At 71.6% G+C, this 14,886-nt stretch carries 15 protein-coding genes and 1 rRNA gene; 11 read left to right on the top strand and 5 right to left on the bottom strand.

Annotation, left to right across the window (positions count from 1 at the left end):
- The 9 genes from rrf to pstB form a co-directional block, all read left to right on the top strand.
- Positions 1-80, top strand: a 5S ribosomal RNA gene (gene rrf, locus ACFY2K_RS37690); the annotation flags it as partial.
- A gap of 72 nt (positions 81-152) precedes the next feature.
- A complete protein-coding gene (gene mshD / locus ACFY2K_RS37685; RefSeq protein ID WP_380525380.1) occupies positions 153-1,181 on the top strand; it encodes a mycothiol synthase in 1,029 nt (342 codons plus the stop codon).
- A 330-nt stretch (positions 1,182-1,511) separates the two neighbouring features.
- Complete coding sequence (locus ACFY2K_RS37680; RefSeq protein ID WP_380525379.1) at positions 1,512-3,689, top strand: RNA degradosome polyphosphate kinase; 2,178 nt, start codon at positions 1,512-1,514, stop codon at positions 3,687-3,689.
- Positions 3,690-3,810: 121 nt separating this feature from the next.
- The gene (locus ACFY2K_RS37675) at positions 3,811-4,899 is read left to right on the top strand and encodes a CHAD domain-containing protein (protein WP_380407387.1); all 1,089 of its coding nucleotides are present in this window, start codon (positions 3,811-3,813) and stop codon (positions 4,897-4,899) included.
- Between the two features lie 112 nt (positions 4,900-5,011).
- Positions 5,012-5,473, top strand: a complete 462-nt coding sequence (locus ACFY2K_RS37670) for an NUDIX hydrolase (RefSeq protein ID WP_380407393.1) — start codon at positions 5,012-5,014, stop codon at positions 5,471-5,473.
- Positions 5,474-5,700: 227 nt separating this feature from the next.
- Positions 5,701-6,834 carry a phosphate ABC transporter substrate-binding protein PstS gene (pstS, locus tag ACFY2K_RS37665; RefSeq protein ID WP_375888835.1) on the top strand — a complete coding sequence of 378 codons (1,134 nt, stop codon included), beginning with the start codon at positions 5,701-5,703 and terminating at the stop codon, positions 6,832-6,834.
- A 150-nt stretch (positions 6,835-6,984) separates the two neighbouring features.
- Positions 6,985-7,962 (top strand): phosphate ABC transporter permease subunit PstC, encoded by a 978-nt coding sequence (gene pstC / locus ACFY2K_RS37660; RefSeq protein WP_375888832.1) that lies wholly within the window; start codon positions 6,985-6,987, stop codon positions 7,960-7,962.
- The gene (gene pstA, locus ACFY2K_RS37655) at positions 7,959-9,032 is read left to right on the top strand and encodes a phosphate ABC transporter permease PstA (protein ID WP_380525378.1); all 1,074 of its coding nucleotides are present in this window, start codon (positions 7,959-7,961) and stop codon (positions 9,030-9,032) included. The genes pstC and pstA overlap by 4 nt, the downstream gene beginning before the upstream one ends.
- Before the next feature lie 68 nt (positions 9,033-9,100).
- Positions 9,101-9,877: a phosphate ABC transporter ATP-binding protein PstB gene (gene pstB / locus ACFY2K_RS37650; RefSeq protein ID WP_375888826.1), complete on the top strand. Its 777-nt coding sequence runs from the start codon at positions 9,101-9,103 to the stop codon at positions 9,875-9,877.
- Positions 9,878-9,998: 121 nt separating this feature from the next.
- On the opposite strand, the gene ACFY2K_RS37645 is transcribed toward pstB, so the two are convergent.
- A complete protein-coding gene (locus ACFY2K_RS37645; protein WP_375888824.1) occupies positions 9,999-10,994 on the bottom strand; it encodes an anion permease in 996 nt (331 codons plus the stop codon).
- 5 nt (positions 10,995-10,999) lie between these two features.
- Positions 11,000-11,620 carry a DUF47 family protein gene (locus ACFY2K_RS37640; RefSeq protein WP_359914173.1) on the bottom strand — a complete coding sequence of 207 codons (621 nt, stop codon included), beginning with the start codon at positions 11,618-11,620 and terminating at the stop codon, positions 11,000-11,002.
- A gap of 358 nt (positions 11,621-11,978) precedes the next feature.
- On the opposite strand from ACFY2K_RS37640, the gene ACFY2K_RS37635 reads away from it, so the two are divergent.
- Positions 11,979-12,395: a metal-sensitive transcriptional regulator gene (locus ACFY2K_RS37635; protein WP_380642488.1), complete on the top strand. Its 417-nt coding sequence runs from the start codon at positions 11,979-11,981 to the stop codon at positions 12,393-12,395.
- Positions 12,396-12,408: 13 nt separating this feature from the next.
- Here ACFY2K_RS37635 and ACFY2K_RS37630 read toward each other — a convergent pair whose 3' ends face one another.
- Together ACFY2K_RS37630 and ACFY2K_RS37625 are read right to left on the bottom strand one after the other, a co-directional pair.
- Entirely contained in the window at positions 12,409-12,597 is a 189-nt protein-coding gene (locus ACFY2K_RS37630) for a hypothetical protein (RefSeq protein WP_375888817.1), read from the bottom strand.
- A 183-nt stretch (positions 12,598-12,780) separates the two neighbouring features.
- A complete protein-coding gene (locus ACFY2K_RS37625) occupies positions 12,781-13,680 on the bottom strand; it encodes a hypothetical protein (RefSeq protein WP_380525376.1) in 900 nt (299 codons plus the stop codon).
- A gap of 177 nt (positions 13,681-13,857) precedes the next feature.
- Here ACFY2K_RS37625 and ACFY2K_RS37620 point away from each other — a divergent pair, with 177 nt between their 5' ends.
- On the top strand, positions 13,858-14,049 hold the full coding sequence (locus ACFY2K_RS37620) for a hypothetical protein (protein WP_375888811.1): 192 nt from the start codon (positions 13,858-13,860) through the stop codon (positions 14,047-14,049).
- A gap of 100 nt (positions 14,050-14,149) precedes the next feature.
- Here the strand turns inward: ACFY2K_RS37620 and ACFY2K_RS37615 are convergent, their stop codons facing one another.
- The gene (locus tag ACFY2K_RS37615; RefSeq protein ID WP_375888808.1) at positions 14,150-14,872 is read right to left on the bottom strand and encodes a phosphatase PAP2 family protein; all 723 of its coding nucleotides are present in this window, start codon (positions 14,870-14,872) and stop codon (positions 14,150-14,152) included.
- Positions 14,873-14,886: the final 14 nt, after the last annotated feature.

Raw genomic sequence — 14,886 nt, 5'->3', positions numbered from 1 at the left:
TTCCGAACCCGGAAGCTAAGCCTCACAGCGCCGATGGTACTGCAGGGGGGACCCTGTGGGAGAGTAGGACGCCGCCGAACAATCATTCAGAAAAGCCCCTGATCCCTTCGGATCAGGGGCTTTTCGCATTTCCGTTGACGTATCGTCAGGGCATGGACGATCAGACAGCGGTCATTGCGAGCAACGTGCTCCGCCCCGAGCAGCGCGACGGCGCCCTGCGTGTTCTGGCGGAGGCCCAGGCGGTCGACGGCCGAGCCGCGGTCTCCGAGCAGGGCCGGCTGCGGCTGCGGAACGCCGAGACTCCCCGGCCGGGCGTCACCCACCTCATCGTGACCGAGGCCGAGACCACGGGTGCGAGTGCGAGCGCCACCGTGGTCGGCTACGGCCAGGTGGAGGTGCCGGAGGCCGTGACGGCGAACCCGGCGGCCGAGCTGCTGGTCGACCCGGCCGCCCGCGGCCGCGGCCTGGCCCGCCCGCTGGTGGACGCCGTCCTGGAGCAGGCCCACCTGGTCGGCCGGGACGCGGTGGACTTCTGGGTGCACGGCGGTCACCCGGCGGCCCGGCACCTGGCCGGGGCCTACGGCGCCGAGCTGGTCCGGGAGCTGCGGCAGATGCGCCGCACCGGTCCGCAGACCGAGGCCGTGGCCGTCCCCGAGGGGATCGAGCTCCGCACCTTCCGTCCGGGTGAGGACGACGCCGAGTGGCTGCGGCTGAACGCCCTGGCCTTCTCCCACCACCCGGAGCAGGGCTCCTGGACGCAGCAGGACCTGGCGGAGCGGATCGCCGAGCCCTGGTTCGACCCGGCCGGCTTCTTCCTCGCGACCCGGGGCGGCAAGGTCGTCGGCTTCCACTGGACCAAGGTGCACCCGGCCACCGCCACCGAGCCGGAGCTCGGCGAGGTGTACGTCGTCGGGGTGGACCCGGCCGAGCAGGGCAGCGGCCTCGGCCGCGCGCTGACCGCCGCCGGCCTACGTCACCTGACCGGGTCAGGGGCCGGTGAGCGTGGACTGGAGACGGTCCTCCTCTACGTCGACGCCGACAACCCGGCGGCCGTCCGGGTCTACGAGCGACTGGGATTCACCGTCCACGAGGTGGATCTGATGTACCGCGCCCGGTACCAGGCGGACCGAGCAGCAGACCGTGCAGCAGACCGGGCGACGGACCGAGCAGCAGACCGCTAGACCCACGCCCGGTCCCGCGCCGCAGGCGGCCCGGTGGTAACGGAGCGGTCGCGGGCAGGGGGCGGCGAGGCCCGCCACCCCTTGCTCCGACCGACTCAGCTTTCCTCCTGGCCATGCGGTGTTTACCGTGGATTCAATTGCTGCCGCGAAGATCACAGGATGAAGTCCGTAGTGTCTCGCTCGTGCAGAGTCGACCGCCATTCCCCGGCCGGTCCTGTACGGACCGCGCCCGGTGGGTGGGTGCTGTCCCCGGGGGCGACCCGGGGTGAGGACGACGGCCCGCAGAGCCATTCGTGTCCGGACGCCGTCCTGCTGGAGGAGCTGGAACCCATGAGCATCCCCCGCCCCGTCCCTGCCCCGCTGCCGCCCACGGCGCGGATGTCCAGTGCGCTGGGCGTCCCGCCGGAGCTGCCGGCCACGGACGAGCAGGAGTTCGAAGCACTGCCGCAGGGCCGCTTCCTGGACCGTGAGCGGAGTTGGCTCGCGTTCAACGAACGCGTCCTGGAGCTGGCCGAGGACCCGGGGATCCCGCTGCTGGAGCGGGCGAAGTTCCTGGCGATCTTCGCGAGCAACCTGGACGAGTTCTTCATGGTCCGGGTCGCCGGCCTCAAGCGCCGGATCGCCACCGGTGTGGCCCAGCGCAGCGCGTCCGGCCTCCAGCCGCGCGAGGTGCTGGACCTGATCTGGACCCGCTCCCGTGAGCTGATGGCCCGTCATGCCGCGGCCTTCCAGCAGGAGGTGCTGCCGGACCTCGCCGCCGAGGGCATCGAGGTGGTCCGCTGGCCGGAGCTGGCCGAGAAGGAGCAGGCCCGGCTGCACACCCTGTTCCGGCAGAGGATCTTCCCGGTGCTGACCCCGCTGGCGGTCGACCCGGCGCACCCCTTCCCCTACATATCGGGGCTGTCGCTCAACCTCGCCGTGGTGGTCCGCAACCCGGTGTCCGGCCACAAGCACTTCGCCCGGGTGAAGGTGCCGCAGTCGCTGGCCCGCTTCCTGGAGGCCTCGCCCCAGCGGTACGTCCCGCTGGAGGACGTCATGGGCGCGCACCTGGAGGAGCTCTTCCCGGGGATGGAGGTGCTGGCCCACCACGCCTTCCGGGTCACTCGCAACGAGGACCTGGAGGTGGAGGAGGACGACACCGAGAACATCCTCAAGGCCCTGGAGAAGGAGCTGATGCGGCGGCGCTTCGGCCCGCCGGTCCGGCTGGAGGTCGAGGAGTCGATCGACCCCTACATCCTGGACCTGCTGGTGCGGGAGCTGAACATCACCGAGGCGGAGGTCTTCCCGCTGCCCGGTCCGCTGGACCTGACCGGTCTGTTCGGCATCGCCGAGCTGGACCGGCCGGAGCTCAAGTACCCGAAGTTCGTGGCCGGTACGGCCCGCGGGCTGACCGACGTCGAGTCCGCCTCGCAGCCGGACATCTTCGTCGCGATGCGCGAGCGCGACGTGCTGCTGCACCACCCGTACGACAGCTTCTCCACCTCGGTGCAGGCCTTCCTGGAGCAGGCCGCCGCCGACCCGGACGTGCTGGCGATCAAGCAGACCCTGTACCGCACCTCCGGCGACTCGCCGATCGTGGACGCGCTGATCGACGCCGCCGAGTCCGGCAAGCAGGTGCTGGTGCTGGTCGAGATCAAGGCGCGCTTCGACGAGCAGGCCAACATCAAGTGGGCGCGCAAGCTGGAGGAGGCCGGCTGCCACGTGGTCTACGGCCTGGTCGGGCTCAAGACCCACTGCAAGCTGTCGCTGGTGGTCCGCGAGGAGGGCGACACCCTGCGCCGCTACTCGCACGTCGGTACCGGCAACTACCACCCGAAGACCGCCCGGCTGTACGAGGACCTCGGCCTGCTCACCTCCGACCCGCAGGTCGGCGCGGACCTCTCGGACCTCTTCAACCGGCTGTCCGGCTACTCGCGCCGGGAGTCCTACCGCCGGCTGCTGACCGCCCCGCGCGGCCTGCGCGACGGGCTGGTCTCCCGGATCCACAACGAGATCGCCCACCACCGGGCCGGCCGGCCCGCGTACGTGAAGATCAAGGTCAACTCGATCGTCGACGAGGCCCTGATCGACGCGCTCTACCGGGCCTCGCAGGCCGGGGTTCCGGTGGACGTCTGGGTCCGCGGCATCTGCGCGATCCGGCCGGGGGTGCCGGGGCTGAGCGAGAACATCCGGGTGCGCAGCATCCTGGGGCGCTTCCTGGAGCACTCCCGGGTCTTCGTGTTCGGCAACAACGGCGATCCCGAAGTGTGGATCGGCAGCGCCGACATGATGCACCGCAACCTGGACCGCCGGATCGAGGCGCTGCTCAGGATCACCGATCCGGCGCACCGTGCCGAGCTGTCCGGGCTGATCGACCTCGGGGTGTCGGACGAGACCGAGTCCTGGCACCTGGGCCCGGACGGTGCCTGGGAGCGCCGTTCGCAGGACGCCGAGGGCAAGCCGTTGCGGCACGTCCAGGACCTGCTCATCGATTCGCGCCAGCGCCGCCGGGCCGCCACCTCGCGCTGACGCGTCCACTGATGCGAGCCGCCGGAGCAGTCGGGGCCCCCGGGGCCCCGGGGGGAGCTGCTCCGGCGGTCGGCCACCAGCCCCGGGGAAGGGCCCCGGGGGAACGGGGATCTACCACGCCATGACCGAAGCGCCGATGACGGCCCAGGCGGCCTCCACAGCGACCGCCGGGGACATCCTTTCCCGCCAACTCACCGCGCAGGCGGGCGCGTTCCTGCGCGCCCTGCCGCTCGCGGTGGGCGAGGTCGGCGCCAGACCGGGGTCGGCCGCGGCCGTTCCGGCGAGCGGCACCGCCGACCTGCTGCGGGCCGTGCGGCGGGTCGGCGGGCTGCTGCACACCTTCGGGGCCGTGTTCGAGCAGTCCTGGGCGCAGGAGTCGCGCACCGAACTGCGCTGGCTGCTCAACCTGTTGGCGCTGGAGCCCGGTTACGTCCGCCGCTCGGCCCGGCTGCTGGGCGCGGTGGACTCGCTGAGCGGCACCGACCCCGAGGGGACGGGCATGCTGGCCGGGCACGCGGGCGCCCCCAAGGCGCGGGCGCTGCTGGACCGGCAGCTGACCCTGGCCCGGACCAGGGCGCACTCCACGGTGCTCCAGGAGCTCCGCTCGGCCCGGCTGCACGCGCTGGCGGACCGGATGACCCTGCTGGTCGGCGAGGCGCCGCTGCTGGAGGCGGCCGGCGGCCGGGCGTCGGCGGTGCTGCGGCCGCAGGCGGCGGCCGCGTTCACCGCGCTGTCGGTGAGCGCCCAGCAGCTGCCGCTCCACCGGGCCGCGACCCCGTACGGCGGGGACGGGCTGCGCCGGCTGGGCGCGGTGCCGGCGGCGCGCGGGGCGGCGGACGCGGACTCCGCGCTGGCGGCCGACGACGCGCCCTGGTCGCGGCTGCGGATCCTGGTGAAGCGGGCCCGGTACGCGCTGGAGGTGTGCGCCCGGCCGTCCGCCGAGCTGGACGAGCTGGACGCGGTGCTGGCCCGGCACCAGGAGGCCGCGGACGCCGCGGTGACCGCCGCGACGGCGGCGCGCACCCCGCGGATCACCCCCGCGACCGCCTACGTGCTGGGCGTGGTGCATGCTGATCAACGACTGGAGGTCGAGGCGGCGCGGTACGCCTTCGGCCGCCGGTGGCCCGAGCTCCCGCCGTCCCCGGACGGGTGGCTGGAGCTCCCCCCTGCCGAGGGCCGGGGGCATTCCCCCGCACCACGGACGGCTTGAATTGCACGATCGCCTGCGCACCGGGCGGGCAGCGGACCCGACGGTGGGACCGGCCGTGAACCCGGCGGCGGCCCGGGCCGCGGGCCCGGCGGCCGCACCGGCCCGCGGCCCGGTGGTCCTGGCGGCGGGCGCGGTGCTCTGGCTGCCCGGCCGGCCGAAGCCCAGCGGTCGGCTGGGGCGGCCGCGGATCGCGGTGATCCACCGCCCGAAGTACGACGACTGGAGCCTGCCGAAGGGCAAGCTCGACCCGGGGGAGGGCGTGGTCGAGGCGGCGCTGCGCGAGGTGCGGGAGGAGACCGGCTTCGACTGCCTGCTCGGTCCGGAGCTGCCCGTCCAGCACTACCTGGCCCAGGGCCGTCCGAAGGAGGTCCGGTACTGGGCCGCGGTGCCGACCGTCGGGGCCTTCCGGCCCAACCGTGAGGTCGACCGCCTGGACTGGCTGCCCGCGGGCAAGGCCCGGGCGCGGCTGACCCATGACCGCGACCGGTTGCTGATCGATGCGCTGCTGGTGATCCTGGGTGCGAAGCCCGTACGGACGGGCGGGTCGGGGCCGGTGGAGGAACGGCGGAAGTGATCTCCCCGCGCCCGCGCCGTGACGCAACCGTTACTACGTGACGTAGTTTCCTGTCATCCGTTCGAGGTTCACTTTCCGTTCACTTGCGACCGGCTGTCGTGTCACTTACCCGGCCTAACTTCGGGACTACCGGCGGGCCGAACGGGCCCCGGACCACAGCAAAACCCATGCTCAGCCGTACTCCTGCGGCCTGCGCAGCGGGCAATGCCACAGAAAGGGACACCCCTGTGAAGCTCCAGCGGAACGGCCGCTCCAAGGCCCTCGCCATCGGTGCCATGGCGCTCGTCAGCTCGCTGTCGCTCGCTGCCTGCGGGTCGGACGACAACAACAAGACGGCGTCCAGCGGTTCCAGCGGCTCCTCCGCGGCCGGTGCCGCGGTCAACTGTGGCAAGGCCGGCACGCTCCTGGGCGCCGGTTCGACCGCGCAGGCCCCGGCGATCGACGTGTGGAAGACCAACTTCGGCGCCGCCTGCTCCGGCACCACGGTGAACTACAGCGGCGGCGGCTCCGGTGCCGGTGTCCAGCAGTTCACCCAGGGCAAGGTCGCCTTCGCCGGCACCGACTTCGCCCTCAAGCCGGCCGACGTCGACGCCTCCAAGGCCGTCTGCACCGGCGGCAAGGCGATCGACCTGCCGATGGTGGCCGGCCTGGTCTCGCTGGTCTACAACGTCGAGAACGTCGACAACCTGGTCCTGGACGGCCCGACCGCCGCCAAGATCTTCGACTCGCAGATCACCAAGTGGAACGACCCGGCCATCGCCGCCCTGAACCCGGGCGCCAAGCTGCCGGACGCCGAGATCCAGAGCTTCCACCGCTCCGACGACTCCGGCACCACCTTCAACCTGACCTCCTACTTCGCCAAGACCGGTGGCGGCGCCTGGAGCGCCGAGCCGAACAAGGCGTGGAAGGGCAAGGGCGGCCAGTCCGCGAACGGCAGCGCCGGTGTGTCGGCCCAGATCAAGCAGGTCAAGAACTCGATCGGCTACGCCGAGCTGTCCTACGCCCAGACCAACAACCTGAAGAGCGCCCAGATCGCCACCGGTGCCGCCAAGCCGGTCGAGGCGACCGCCGCCAACGCCGCGCTCACCATCGCCTCCTCCACCGTCACGGGCACCGACGGCGACCTCGCCCTCTCCCTGGACTACGGCACCAAGGCCGACAACGCCTACCCGATCGTCCTGGTGACCTACGAGATCGCCTGCGACAAGGGCAACAAGGCCGAGACGCTGGACACCCTCAAGTCCTTCCTGAACTACACCATCAGCGACGCCGCCCAGAAGTCGATCGGCGACAAGGGCTACGTCCCGATGCCGGCCGCGATCGGCGACAAGGTGAAGGCCGCGGTCGGCACCCTCGCCTGACCCGACAGGACCCCCGGTGGGACGGCCCCGTGAGCGAGGGGGGCCGGGGCCGTCCCGCCGGAACGCACCAACCCAGCACCAACGTCCGGGGCACCGCCGCCATGGTGCCGACCCCCTACCGGGGCGGCACCACCAGACCGGAGTAGACCAATGACTTCATCCTCCCCTGCCGCCCCGCGAGGCAGGGAACGCCGACAGCGCGACAGCCGCGTCGGCGACAAGATCTTCATGAACCTCGCCCGCGGTGCGGGCATCCTGCTGCTGGTCATCATGGCCGCGATCGCCGGCTTCCTGGCCTGGCGCTCGGTCGTGGCCCTCGGCAACAACGACGGCAACTTCCTCACCACCTTCGAGTGGACGCCGGACGCCCCGAAGCCGGTCTTCGGCATCGCCGTCCTGGCCTTCGGCACGATCGTCAGCGCCGTGATCGCGATGGCGATCGCCGTCCCGGTGGCCATCGGGATCGCGCTGTTCATCTCGCACTACGCGCCGCGCCGGATCGCCCAGCCGTTCGCCTACCTGGTCGACCTGCTCGCCGCCGTCCCCAGCATCGTCTACGGCCTCTGGGGCGCGCTGTTCCTCGTCCCGCACATGGACGGGCTGACCAGCTGGCTCAACCAGTACCTGGGCTGGACGTACATCTTCGACCAGACCAGGACCGGCACCCCGCGCAACCTGTTCACCGTCGGCATCCTGCTGGCGATCATGATCCTGCCGATCATCACCGCGGTCTCCCGCGAGGTGTTCCGCCAGGTGCCGCGGATGCACGAGGAGGCGGCGCTCGCCCTCGGCGCGACCCGCTGGGAGATGATCCGCACCGCGGTGCTGCCGTTCGGCCGCCCCGGCATCATCTCGGCCTCGATGCTCGGCCTCGGCCGGGCGCTCGGCGAGACCATCGCGGTCGCGGTGGTGCTCTCCGCCAACAGCGTCCTGTCGCTGCACATCCTGGACGCCGGCGGCGGCACCTTCGCGCAGAACATCGCGCTGAAGTTCGCCGAGGCCGGCAACAACGGCCGCGACGCCCTGATGGCCTCCGGCCTCGTCCTGTTCGTGATCACCCTGCTGGTGAACGGTGCCGCGCGACTGATCATCGCCCGCCGCAAGGAGTACTCGGGGGCCAACGCATGACCACCGTCACCGTCCCCGAGGACGCCCGGCCGCAGGTCGGCCCGAAGCTCACCGCCAACCGGCTGCCCAAGTGGACCCCGCCCGTCGTCGCCGTCGGCTCGATCGCGGTCGGCTGCGGGATCGGCGCCGCCGCAGGCCTGGAGAGCCACCTCCAGTGGGGCCTGATCTCGGCCCTGCTGTTCCTGGCCGGCAGCTACCTGATCTCGGCCCAGGTCGAGGGCCGCCGGCAGGCCAAGGACCGCTTCGCCACCTCGGTGGTCTGGGTCGCCTTCATCCTGGCCGTCGTCCCGCTGGCCTCGCTGACCGTCTACACGGTCCAGCAGGGCATCGGCGTGGTGAACGGGAACTTCCTGAGCCACTCGATGAAGGGCGTGATCCAGAGCGGCCCCGGCGGCGGCATCTACCACGCGCTGCTCGGCACCCTCCAGCAGGTCGGCCTGGCCACCGTGATGGCCGCCCCGCTCGGTCTGCTGACCGCCGTCTACCTGGTGGAGTACGGCCGCGGCCGGCTCGCCAAGGCGGTCACCTTCTTCGTCGACGTCATGACGGGCGTCCCGTCGATCGTCGCCGGTCTGTTCATCCTCTCGCTCTGGAACCTCGCCCTGGGGTTCAGCTACTCCGGCTTCTCGGGCAGCCTCGCGCTGGCGATCCTGATGATCCCGGTCGTGGTCCGGTCGACCGAGGAGATGCTCAAGCTCGTCCCGAACGAGCTGCGCGAGGCCTCGTACGCCCTCGGTGTGCCGAAGTGGAAGACCGTCCTGCGGATCGTCCTCCCCACCGCGATCGGCGGCATCACCACCGGTGTGATGCTCGCGGTCGCCCGCATCACGGGCGAGACCGCCCCGGTGATGATGCTGGTGTTCGGCGCCGACTACATCAACAGCAACCCGTTCGACGGACCGCAGCAGTCCCTGCCGATGTACATCTGGCAGCAGTACTCGGTGGTCAACAACGACTTCGGCTACGCCCGCGCCTGGGGTGCCGCGCTGGTGCTGATCGCCTTCGTGATGGGGCTCAACCTCATCGCCCGGGGCATCGCACGCTGGCGCTCGCCCAAGGCCGGACACTGAGCGACCACTGACGTACGAAACAGCATTCATTAGCGGCCCTCCGGCCGCGGGCGAGAGAAGCAACGATCATGGCCAAGCGCATCGACGTCAGCGGACTGTCGGCCTACTACGGCACCACCAAGGCCATCGAGGACATCTCGATGAGCATCGAGCCCCGCTCGGTGACCGCCTTCATCGGCCCCTCCGGCTGCGGGAAGTCCACCTTCCTGCGCACCCTCAACCGGATGCACGAGGTGATCCCCGGCGCCCGGGTCGAGGGCAAGGTCCTCCTGGACGACGAGAACCTGTACGCCTCCAACGTCGACCCGGTCGCCGTGCGCCGCTCGATCGGCATGGTCTTCCAGCGCCCGAACCCGTTCCCGACCATGTCGATCTACGACAACGTGGTCGCCGGGCTCAAGCTCGCCGGCGTGCGGAAGAAGGCCGTCCTGGACGAGGTGGTGGAGCGCTCCTTGAAGGGCGCCAACCTCTGGAAGGAGGTCCACACCCGACTGAACAAGCCGGGCGCCGGCCTCTCCGGCGGTCAGCAGCAGCGCCTGTGCATCGCCCGCGCGATCGCGGTCGAGCCGCAGGTCCTGCTGATGGACGAGCCCTGCTCCGCGCTCGACCCGATCTCCACCCTCGCCATCGAGGACCTGATCGGCGAGTTGAAGTCGCAGTTCACCATCGTCATCGTGACCCACAACATGCAGCAGGCGGCCCGCGTCAGCGACCGCACCGCCTTCTTCAACCTGGCCGGCGTCGGCCAGCCGGGCAAGCTGATCGAGCTGGACGACACCCAGCGGATCTTCTCCAACCCGTCGGTGCAGGCGACCGAGGACTACATCTCCGGCCGCTTCGGCTAGACCGACCCCAGCTGTCCCGCGGTGCTGCATGGCGGTGCCGCCGCGGGACATGAAGAAGGGCCCGCCCCCGAGATGTGGGGGCGGGCCCTGTCAGTTGTCGGCCGGGGCGGAGCGTCGGCGGTCAGCCCCAGAAGAGGTGGACGAACCAGTACATCAGCGCTGCGACGACGGCGGCCGCCGGCATCGTGATGAACCAGCCGAGCACGATGTTCTTGGCGACGCCCCAGCGCACCGCGCGGATCCGCTTGGTGGCCCCCGCGCCCATGATCGCCGCGGTGATCACGTGGGTGGTGGAGATCGGCGCCTTGAAGACGAACGAGGTGATGTACATGATCACCGAGGAGGTGGCCTCGGCCGCGAAGCCCTGCGGCGGGTCCAGCTCGATGATCTTCCGGCCGAGGGTCCGCATAATCCGCCAGCCGCCCGCGTAGGTGCCCAGCGAGAGCATGGTCGCGCAGGAGATCTTCACCCAGACCGGGATGTCACCGGTGGTCTGGTGGCCCGAGATGGTGAGCGCCATGACCACGATGCCCATGGTCTTCTGGGCGTCCTGCAGACCGTGGGCCAGCGCCATCGCGGCGGCCGAGGCGGTCTGGGCGACCCGGAAGTTGCGCTTGGCCTTGTGCGGGTTGGCCCGGCGGAAGATCCACAGGATCGCCAGCATCACGATGAAGCCGCCGACCAGGCCGACCACCGGCGAGACGATCATCGGGACGACGATCTTGTCGATCACGCCGCTCCAGATCACCTCGGTGCCGCCGGCCAGGGCCGCACCCACCAGGCCGCCGAACAGCGCGTGCGAGGAGGAGGACGGCAGACCGAAGTACCAGGTGACCAGGTTCCAGGTGATCGCCCCGACCAGGGCCGCGAAGAGGATCGCCATCCCCTGGTTGCCGGTCGGCGTCTCGATGATCCCGCTGGAGACGGTGTGCGCCACCCCGCTGCCCAGGAAGGCACCGGCCAGGTTCATCACGGCGGCCATCGCGAGCGCGGCCCTCGGGGTCAGCGCCCGGGTGGAGACCGACGTGGCGATCGCGTTCGCCGAGTCGTGGAAGCCGTTGGTGTACGTGAAGAAGAACGCAACGCCGATGACGGCGATGAGTGCAGCCATGTCCACGAGGGTCAGGACTCCTTGACGGCGATGGTCTCCACCGTGTTGGCGACGTGCTCGAACGCGTCCGCCGCCTCCTCAAGGACGTCCACGACCTGCTTGAGCTTGAGGACCTCGATGGCGTCGTACTGACCGGAGAACAGGTGGGCGAGCAGCTTGCGGTGGATCTGGTCGGCCTGGTTCTCCAGCCGGTTGACCTCGATCCAGTACTCGGTCAGGTTCGACATGCTGCGCAGGTTGGGCATCGCCTCGGCGGTGAGCTCCGCGGCGCGCGCCAGCACCTCGATCTGCTGCTCGACGCCCTTCGGCAGGGTCTGGATGTCGTAGAGGACGACCAGGTCGACGGCCTCCTCCATGAAGTCCATGATGTCGTCCAGCGACGAGGCGAGGCTGTAGATGTCCTCGCGGTCGAAGGGCGTGATGAAGGAGGAGTTCAGCTGGTGGAAGACGGCATGGGTGGTGTCGTCCCCGGCGTGCTCGGCGGCGCGCATGCGCTCGACGATCTCCGCGCGGGCCGACACGTCTGATCCCAGCAGTTCGAGCAGGAGCTTCGATCCGACGACGAGGTTCTCCGCGGCGGCGGCGAACATGTCGTAGAAACTCGTCTCCTTCGGGGTCAGGCTAAAACGCACGGAATTCTCCGATGTGCGGGGTACGGACTGAACGATGCTAGGTGCAACCGAGCGCGATCGCGCAAACGGGGTGGTGACCTGGGAGGCGGAACCTCCCCTTCCGTTCGGCTGCCGCACGGGCTGTCCCGGACCGCGCCGCCAGGGGCGGACGCAAGGACTCAGTCTGACGGAACCTCGACGCGTTTGCCCCGTCCCGCGTGCGGAAGACCGGGGCGCCGCTCAGACGGGTTAACCCCGCCGCGACCCCGACCAGGCCGTTCGGCACATGCCGGGTGGGCCGTCGGAACACCACGCGGGGCCCCGGTGTTGGACACTGGAGGCCGACGCAGCCACCAGGCACCCAGACGAAGGCGGGCCGATGACCACGACGCAAGCGCGCACCGAGCCGGACCACGCGCCCGGGACCGGCCCCGGGGCCGACACCCCCGCCGCCGAGGGCCACGGCGCCGCGGACCACGGCGACGCGGAGCACGGCGGGCACAGCCCGCACGGCCCGCACGGCTACAGCGCGCAGAAGGACGCCCACCTCAAGCGGCTGCGCCGGATCGAGGGCCAGATCCGCGGCCTCCAGCGGATGGTGGACGAGGACGTCTACTGCATCGACGTGCTCACCCAGGTCTCGGCCGGCACCAAGGCCCTGCAGTCCTTCGCGCTCTCCCTGCTGGAGGAGCACCTGCGGCACTGCGTCGCCGCGGCCGCCGAACAGGGCGGCACCGAGCTGGACGCCAAGGTCGCGGAGGCCTCGGCCGCGATCGGCCGACTGCTGCGCAGCTGACCCCCGGGGGCCGTCAGCCCTCGCCCTCCCGCTCGGTCCGGGCCGGGTCCACCCGGTCCAGCAGCACCTCGTCGATCCGCTCGGTCGGCAGCCGGTCACCGGCGCTGGCCGTCGCGGCGATCATCAGCTCGCCGGCCAGCTCGATCTCGTCGAGGGCCGCGTCGTCGTGGCCGCCGCTGCGGCCGCCCGTGGACGACACCACCTGCACCACCCCTTCAGTGCCTCGCCAGCCCGGGCGGCAGCCACCCGACGTCCAGCCTAGGCACTCCGGGGCCCGTCCACATGGCACGGACGGGCCATCTCGGCGCCGCCGAAACGGGTGACCGTCGCTCCCCGGACGGCCACCCGCGCCGGCGGCGCCCCGTTCCGCCCCGGCGCCGGGGCGCTACTTCGGGCTCTCCGTCGGCTTCATCTGGTAGATGTCCGAGGCCGGCGGCTCGGCCGCCTCGACCGGCTTGCCGAAGTCCGACAGGGCGGTGGTCGACGTGACCTTCACCTGGTCCTTGGCCTCCTTCGAGCCGGCCACCCCGGCGAAGGTGAACACCTCCACCACCCTGTGCAGCCGCCCCTGGTCGTCCAGCCAGGCGTCGTACGGGACCTCCTTGACGGTGAAGGTCTGCCCGCCCATCCGCAGGCCGTCCCCGCCCCGGCCGCCGGTGGCGTCGGCCGCCTTGGCCAGGTCCAGGGTGCCGCGGTAGTGGTGCAGCGGGGTGCCGTCCACCGTCTCGGTGCCGACCAGGTCGGCCTTCTGCACCCCGCGCAGCGCCCCCGCCGCCGTGGCCGGATCGGTGGCGCCGCTGCTGACCAGGTTGCCGTCCGGCAGCTGGCGCACGTCCAGCTTCACCCACTTGCCCTCGGGCACCTTGGCACCGCTGTTCTGCAGGTAGACGGTGCCCGGCAGGACCACCTCGACGATCTTCCCGGTGGTCGCCGCCCCCGGCGGCACCTGGACCTCCAGCCGGCCGATCCGCTTCACGTAGTCGTAGCCGCCGGTGCCGGAGAAGGACGCCTTCTTGTCCGCGGACTCCGTTACCAGCTCGGTGGCCGCGTGCGCGGAGCCGGTGCGACCGGTGATGTCCGCCGCGCCGCGCACCGCCGCCACCGGGTCGGCGGCCAGCTGGTCGGGCGCGTTCGACTGCTGGTCGGAGGAGCCGCCACCGGAGTGGGCCGAGCACCCGGCCGCCCCCGCGGCCAGCGCGGCGGCGAGCACGGCGGCGCCGGCCGCCGCGCGCAGGCGCGGCCCCGGACGGCGCGCCGGCCGCCCGGTTCGCTGCTGGTCGGTCATCTTCATCCTCGCGACAACCCCCTCGGGACCGACTGCCCCGCCGACTGCGGCACCGGCTGGGGCGCCGGGAGGGCAGAGCTCTTTCCGGGCAAACGAGTTGGCTCGCGAAGGGTTACGGGTCCGGCGGGAACCGGCGGGTGTCGCGTGAGGGTCGCCCGGCGCGTTACGGTGAATCCCGTGCACAGTGAGCTGCCGGTCGCCCCCGGCACCACCCCGATGCCAGAGCACCGCGTCGCGCTCAGCGAACGCGGTTCCTTCGCCTTCGCGACCTGCAGCTGCGGCTGGTACTCCGCTGCCCGCCGCTCCCGGGACCTGGCCCGCCGCGAGGGGGCCGACCACCTCGCCGAGTACGGGGCCGACGCACCCTAGGGGCGTCCGGACCCGTCCGGACCCGTCCGGACCCGTCCGGACCCGTCCGGACCCGTCCGGACCGTTCGGACCGTTCGGTGCGGCGGGGTACCCCGGGCCCTCAGGCCGCGAGGTCGGACTCCGGCGGCTGCTCCTCCCGGCGCACCGCTCCCCGCCCGCGGCGCCGGCCGCGCCGCTCGGTGCCCCGGCCGGCGGCGGCCCCGCGCTCCGGGGCCCGGACCAGCGGGGCCACCGCCGTCCGGGTCAGCGCGTGGCAGAACGGGACCAGCACCGCCATCGCGATCGGCGCCAGCAGCAGCACCACGGCGACGGCCAGCGCGAAGCCGCCGATCACGTCCGTCGGGTAGTGGACGCCCATGAACATCCGGCAGAAGCCCTGGAGCAGGGCCAGGCCCCCGGCGATCCAGCCCAGCTTCCGGTTCACCAGGAACAGCGCCACCGCCACGGCCATCGTCATGGTCGAGTGGTCGCTGACGAAGGAGTGGGTGCCGGCCTTGCCGTCCACCAGCACCAGCAGCCCCGGGTGGTCGACGAAGGGCCGCGGCCGGTCCACGATCGCGGCGATCGGCAGGTTGGCCAGCTCGGCGACGGCCACCGAGAGCGGCACCCAGAGCAGCCCGGCGATCGCCACCGGCGCGTCCGGGCGGCGTCTGGCCTGCAGCCAGCCCACCAGCCCGAGCAGCGCGAGGCCGATCAGGATGCCGTACTCGCCGATCCACGACACCGCGTGGTCCAGCCACTGCGGGGAGCGCTTGGCCAGGCCGTTGACGGCGTAGAGCAGACCGAGGTCGGGGTTGGTCGTGTCGGCAAGCGGCGTCGACACGCCGCACCTCCTTC

The sequence above is a fragment of the Kitasatospora sp. NPDC001309 genome (assembly GCF_042896295.1).
GTDB lineage: Bacteria > Actinomycetota > Actinomycetes > Streptomycetales > Streptomycetaceae > Kitasatospora.
The sequence above is the reverse complement of the archived record's forward strand: the minus strand, read 5'-3'. Positions and strand labels throughout refer to the sequence as shown.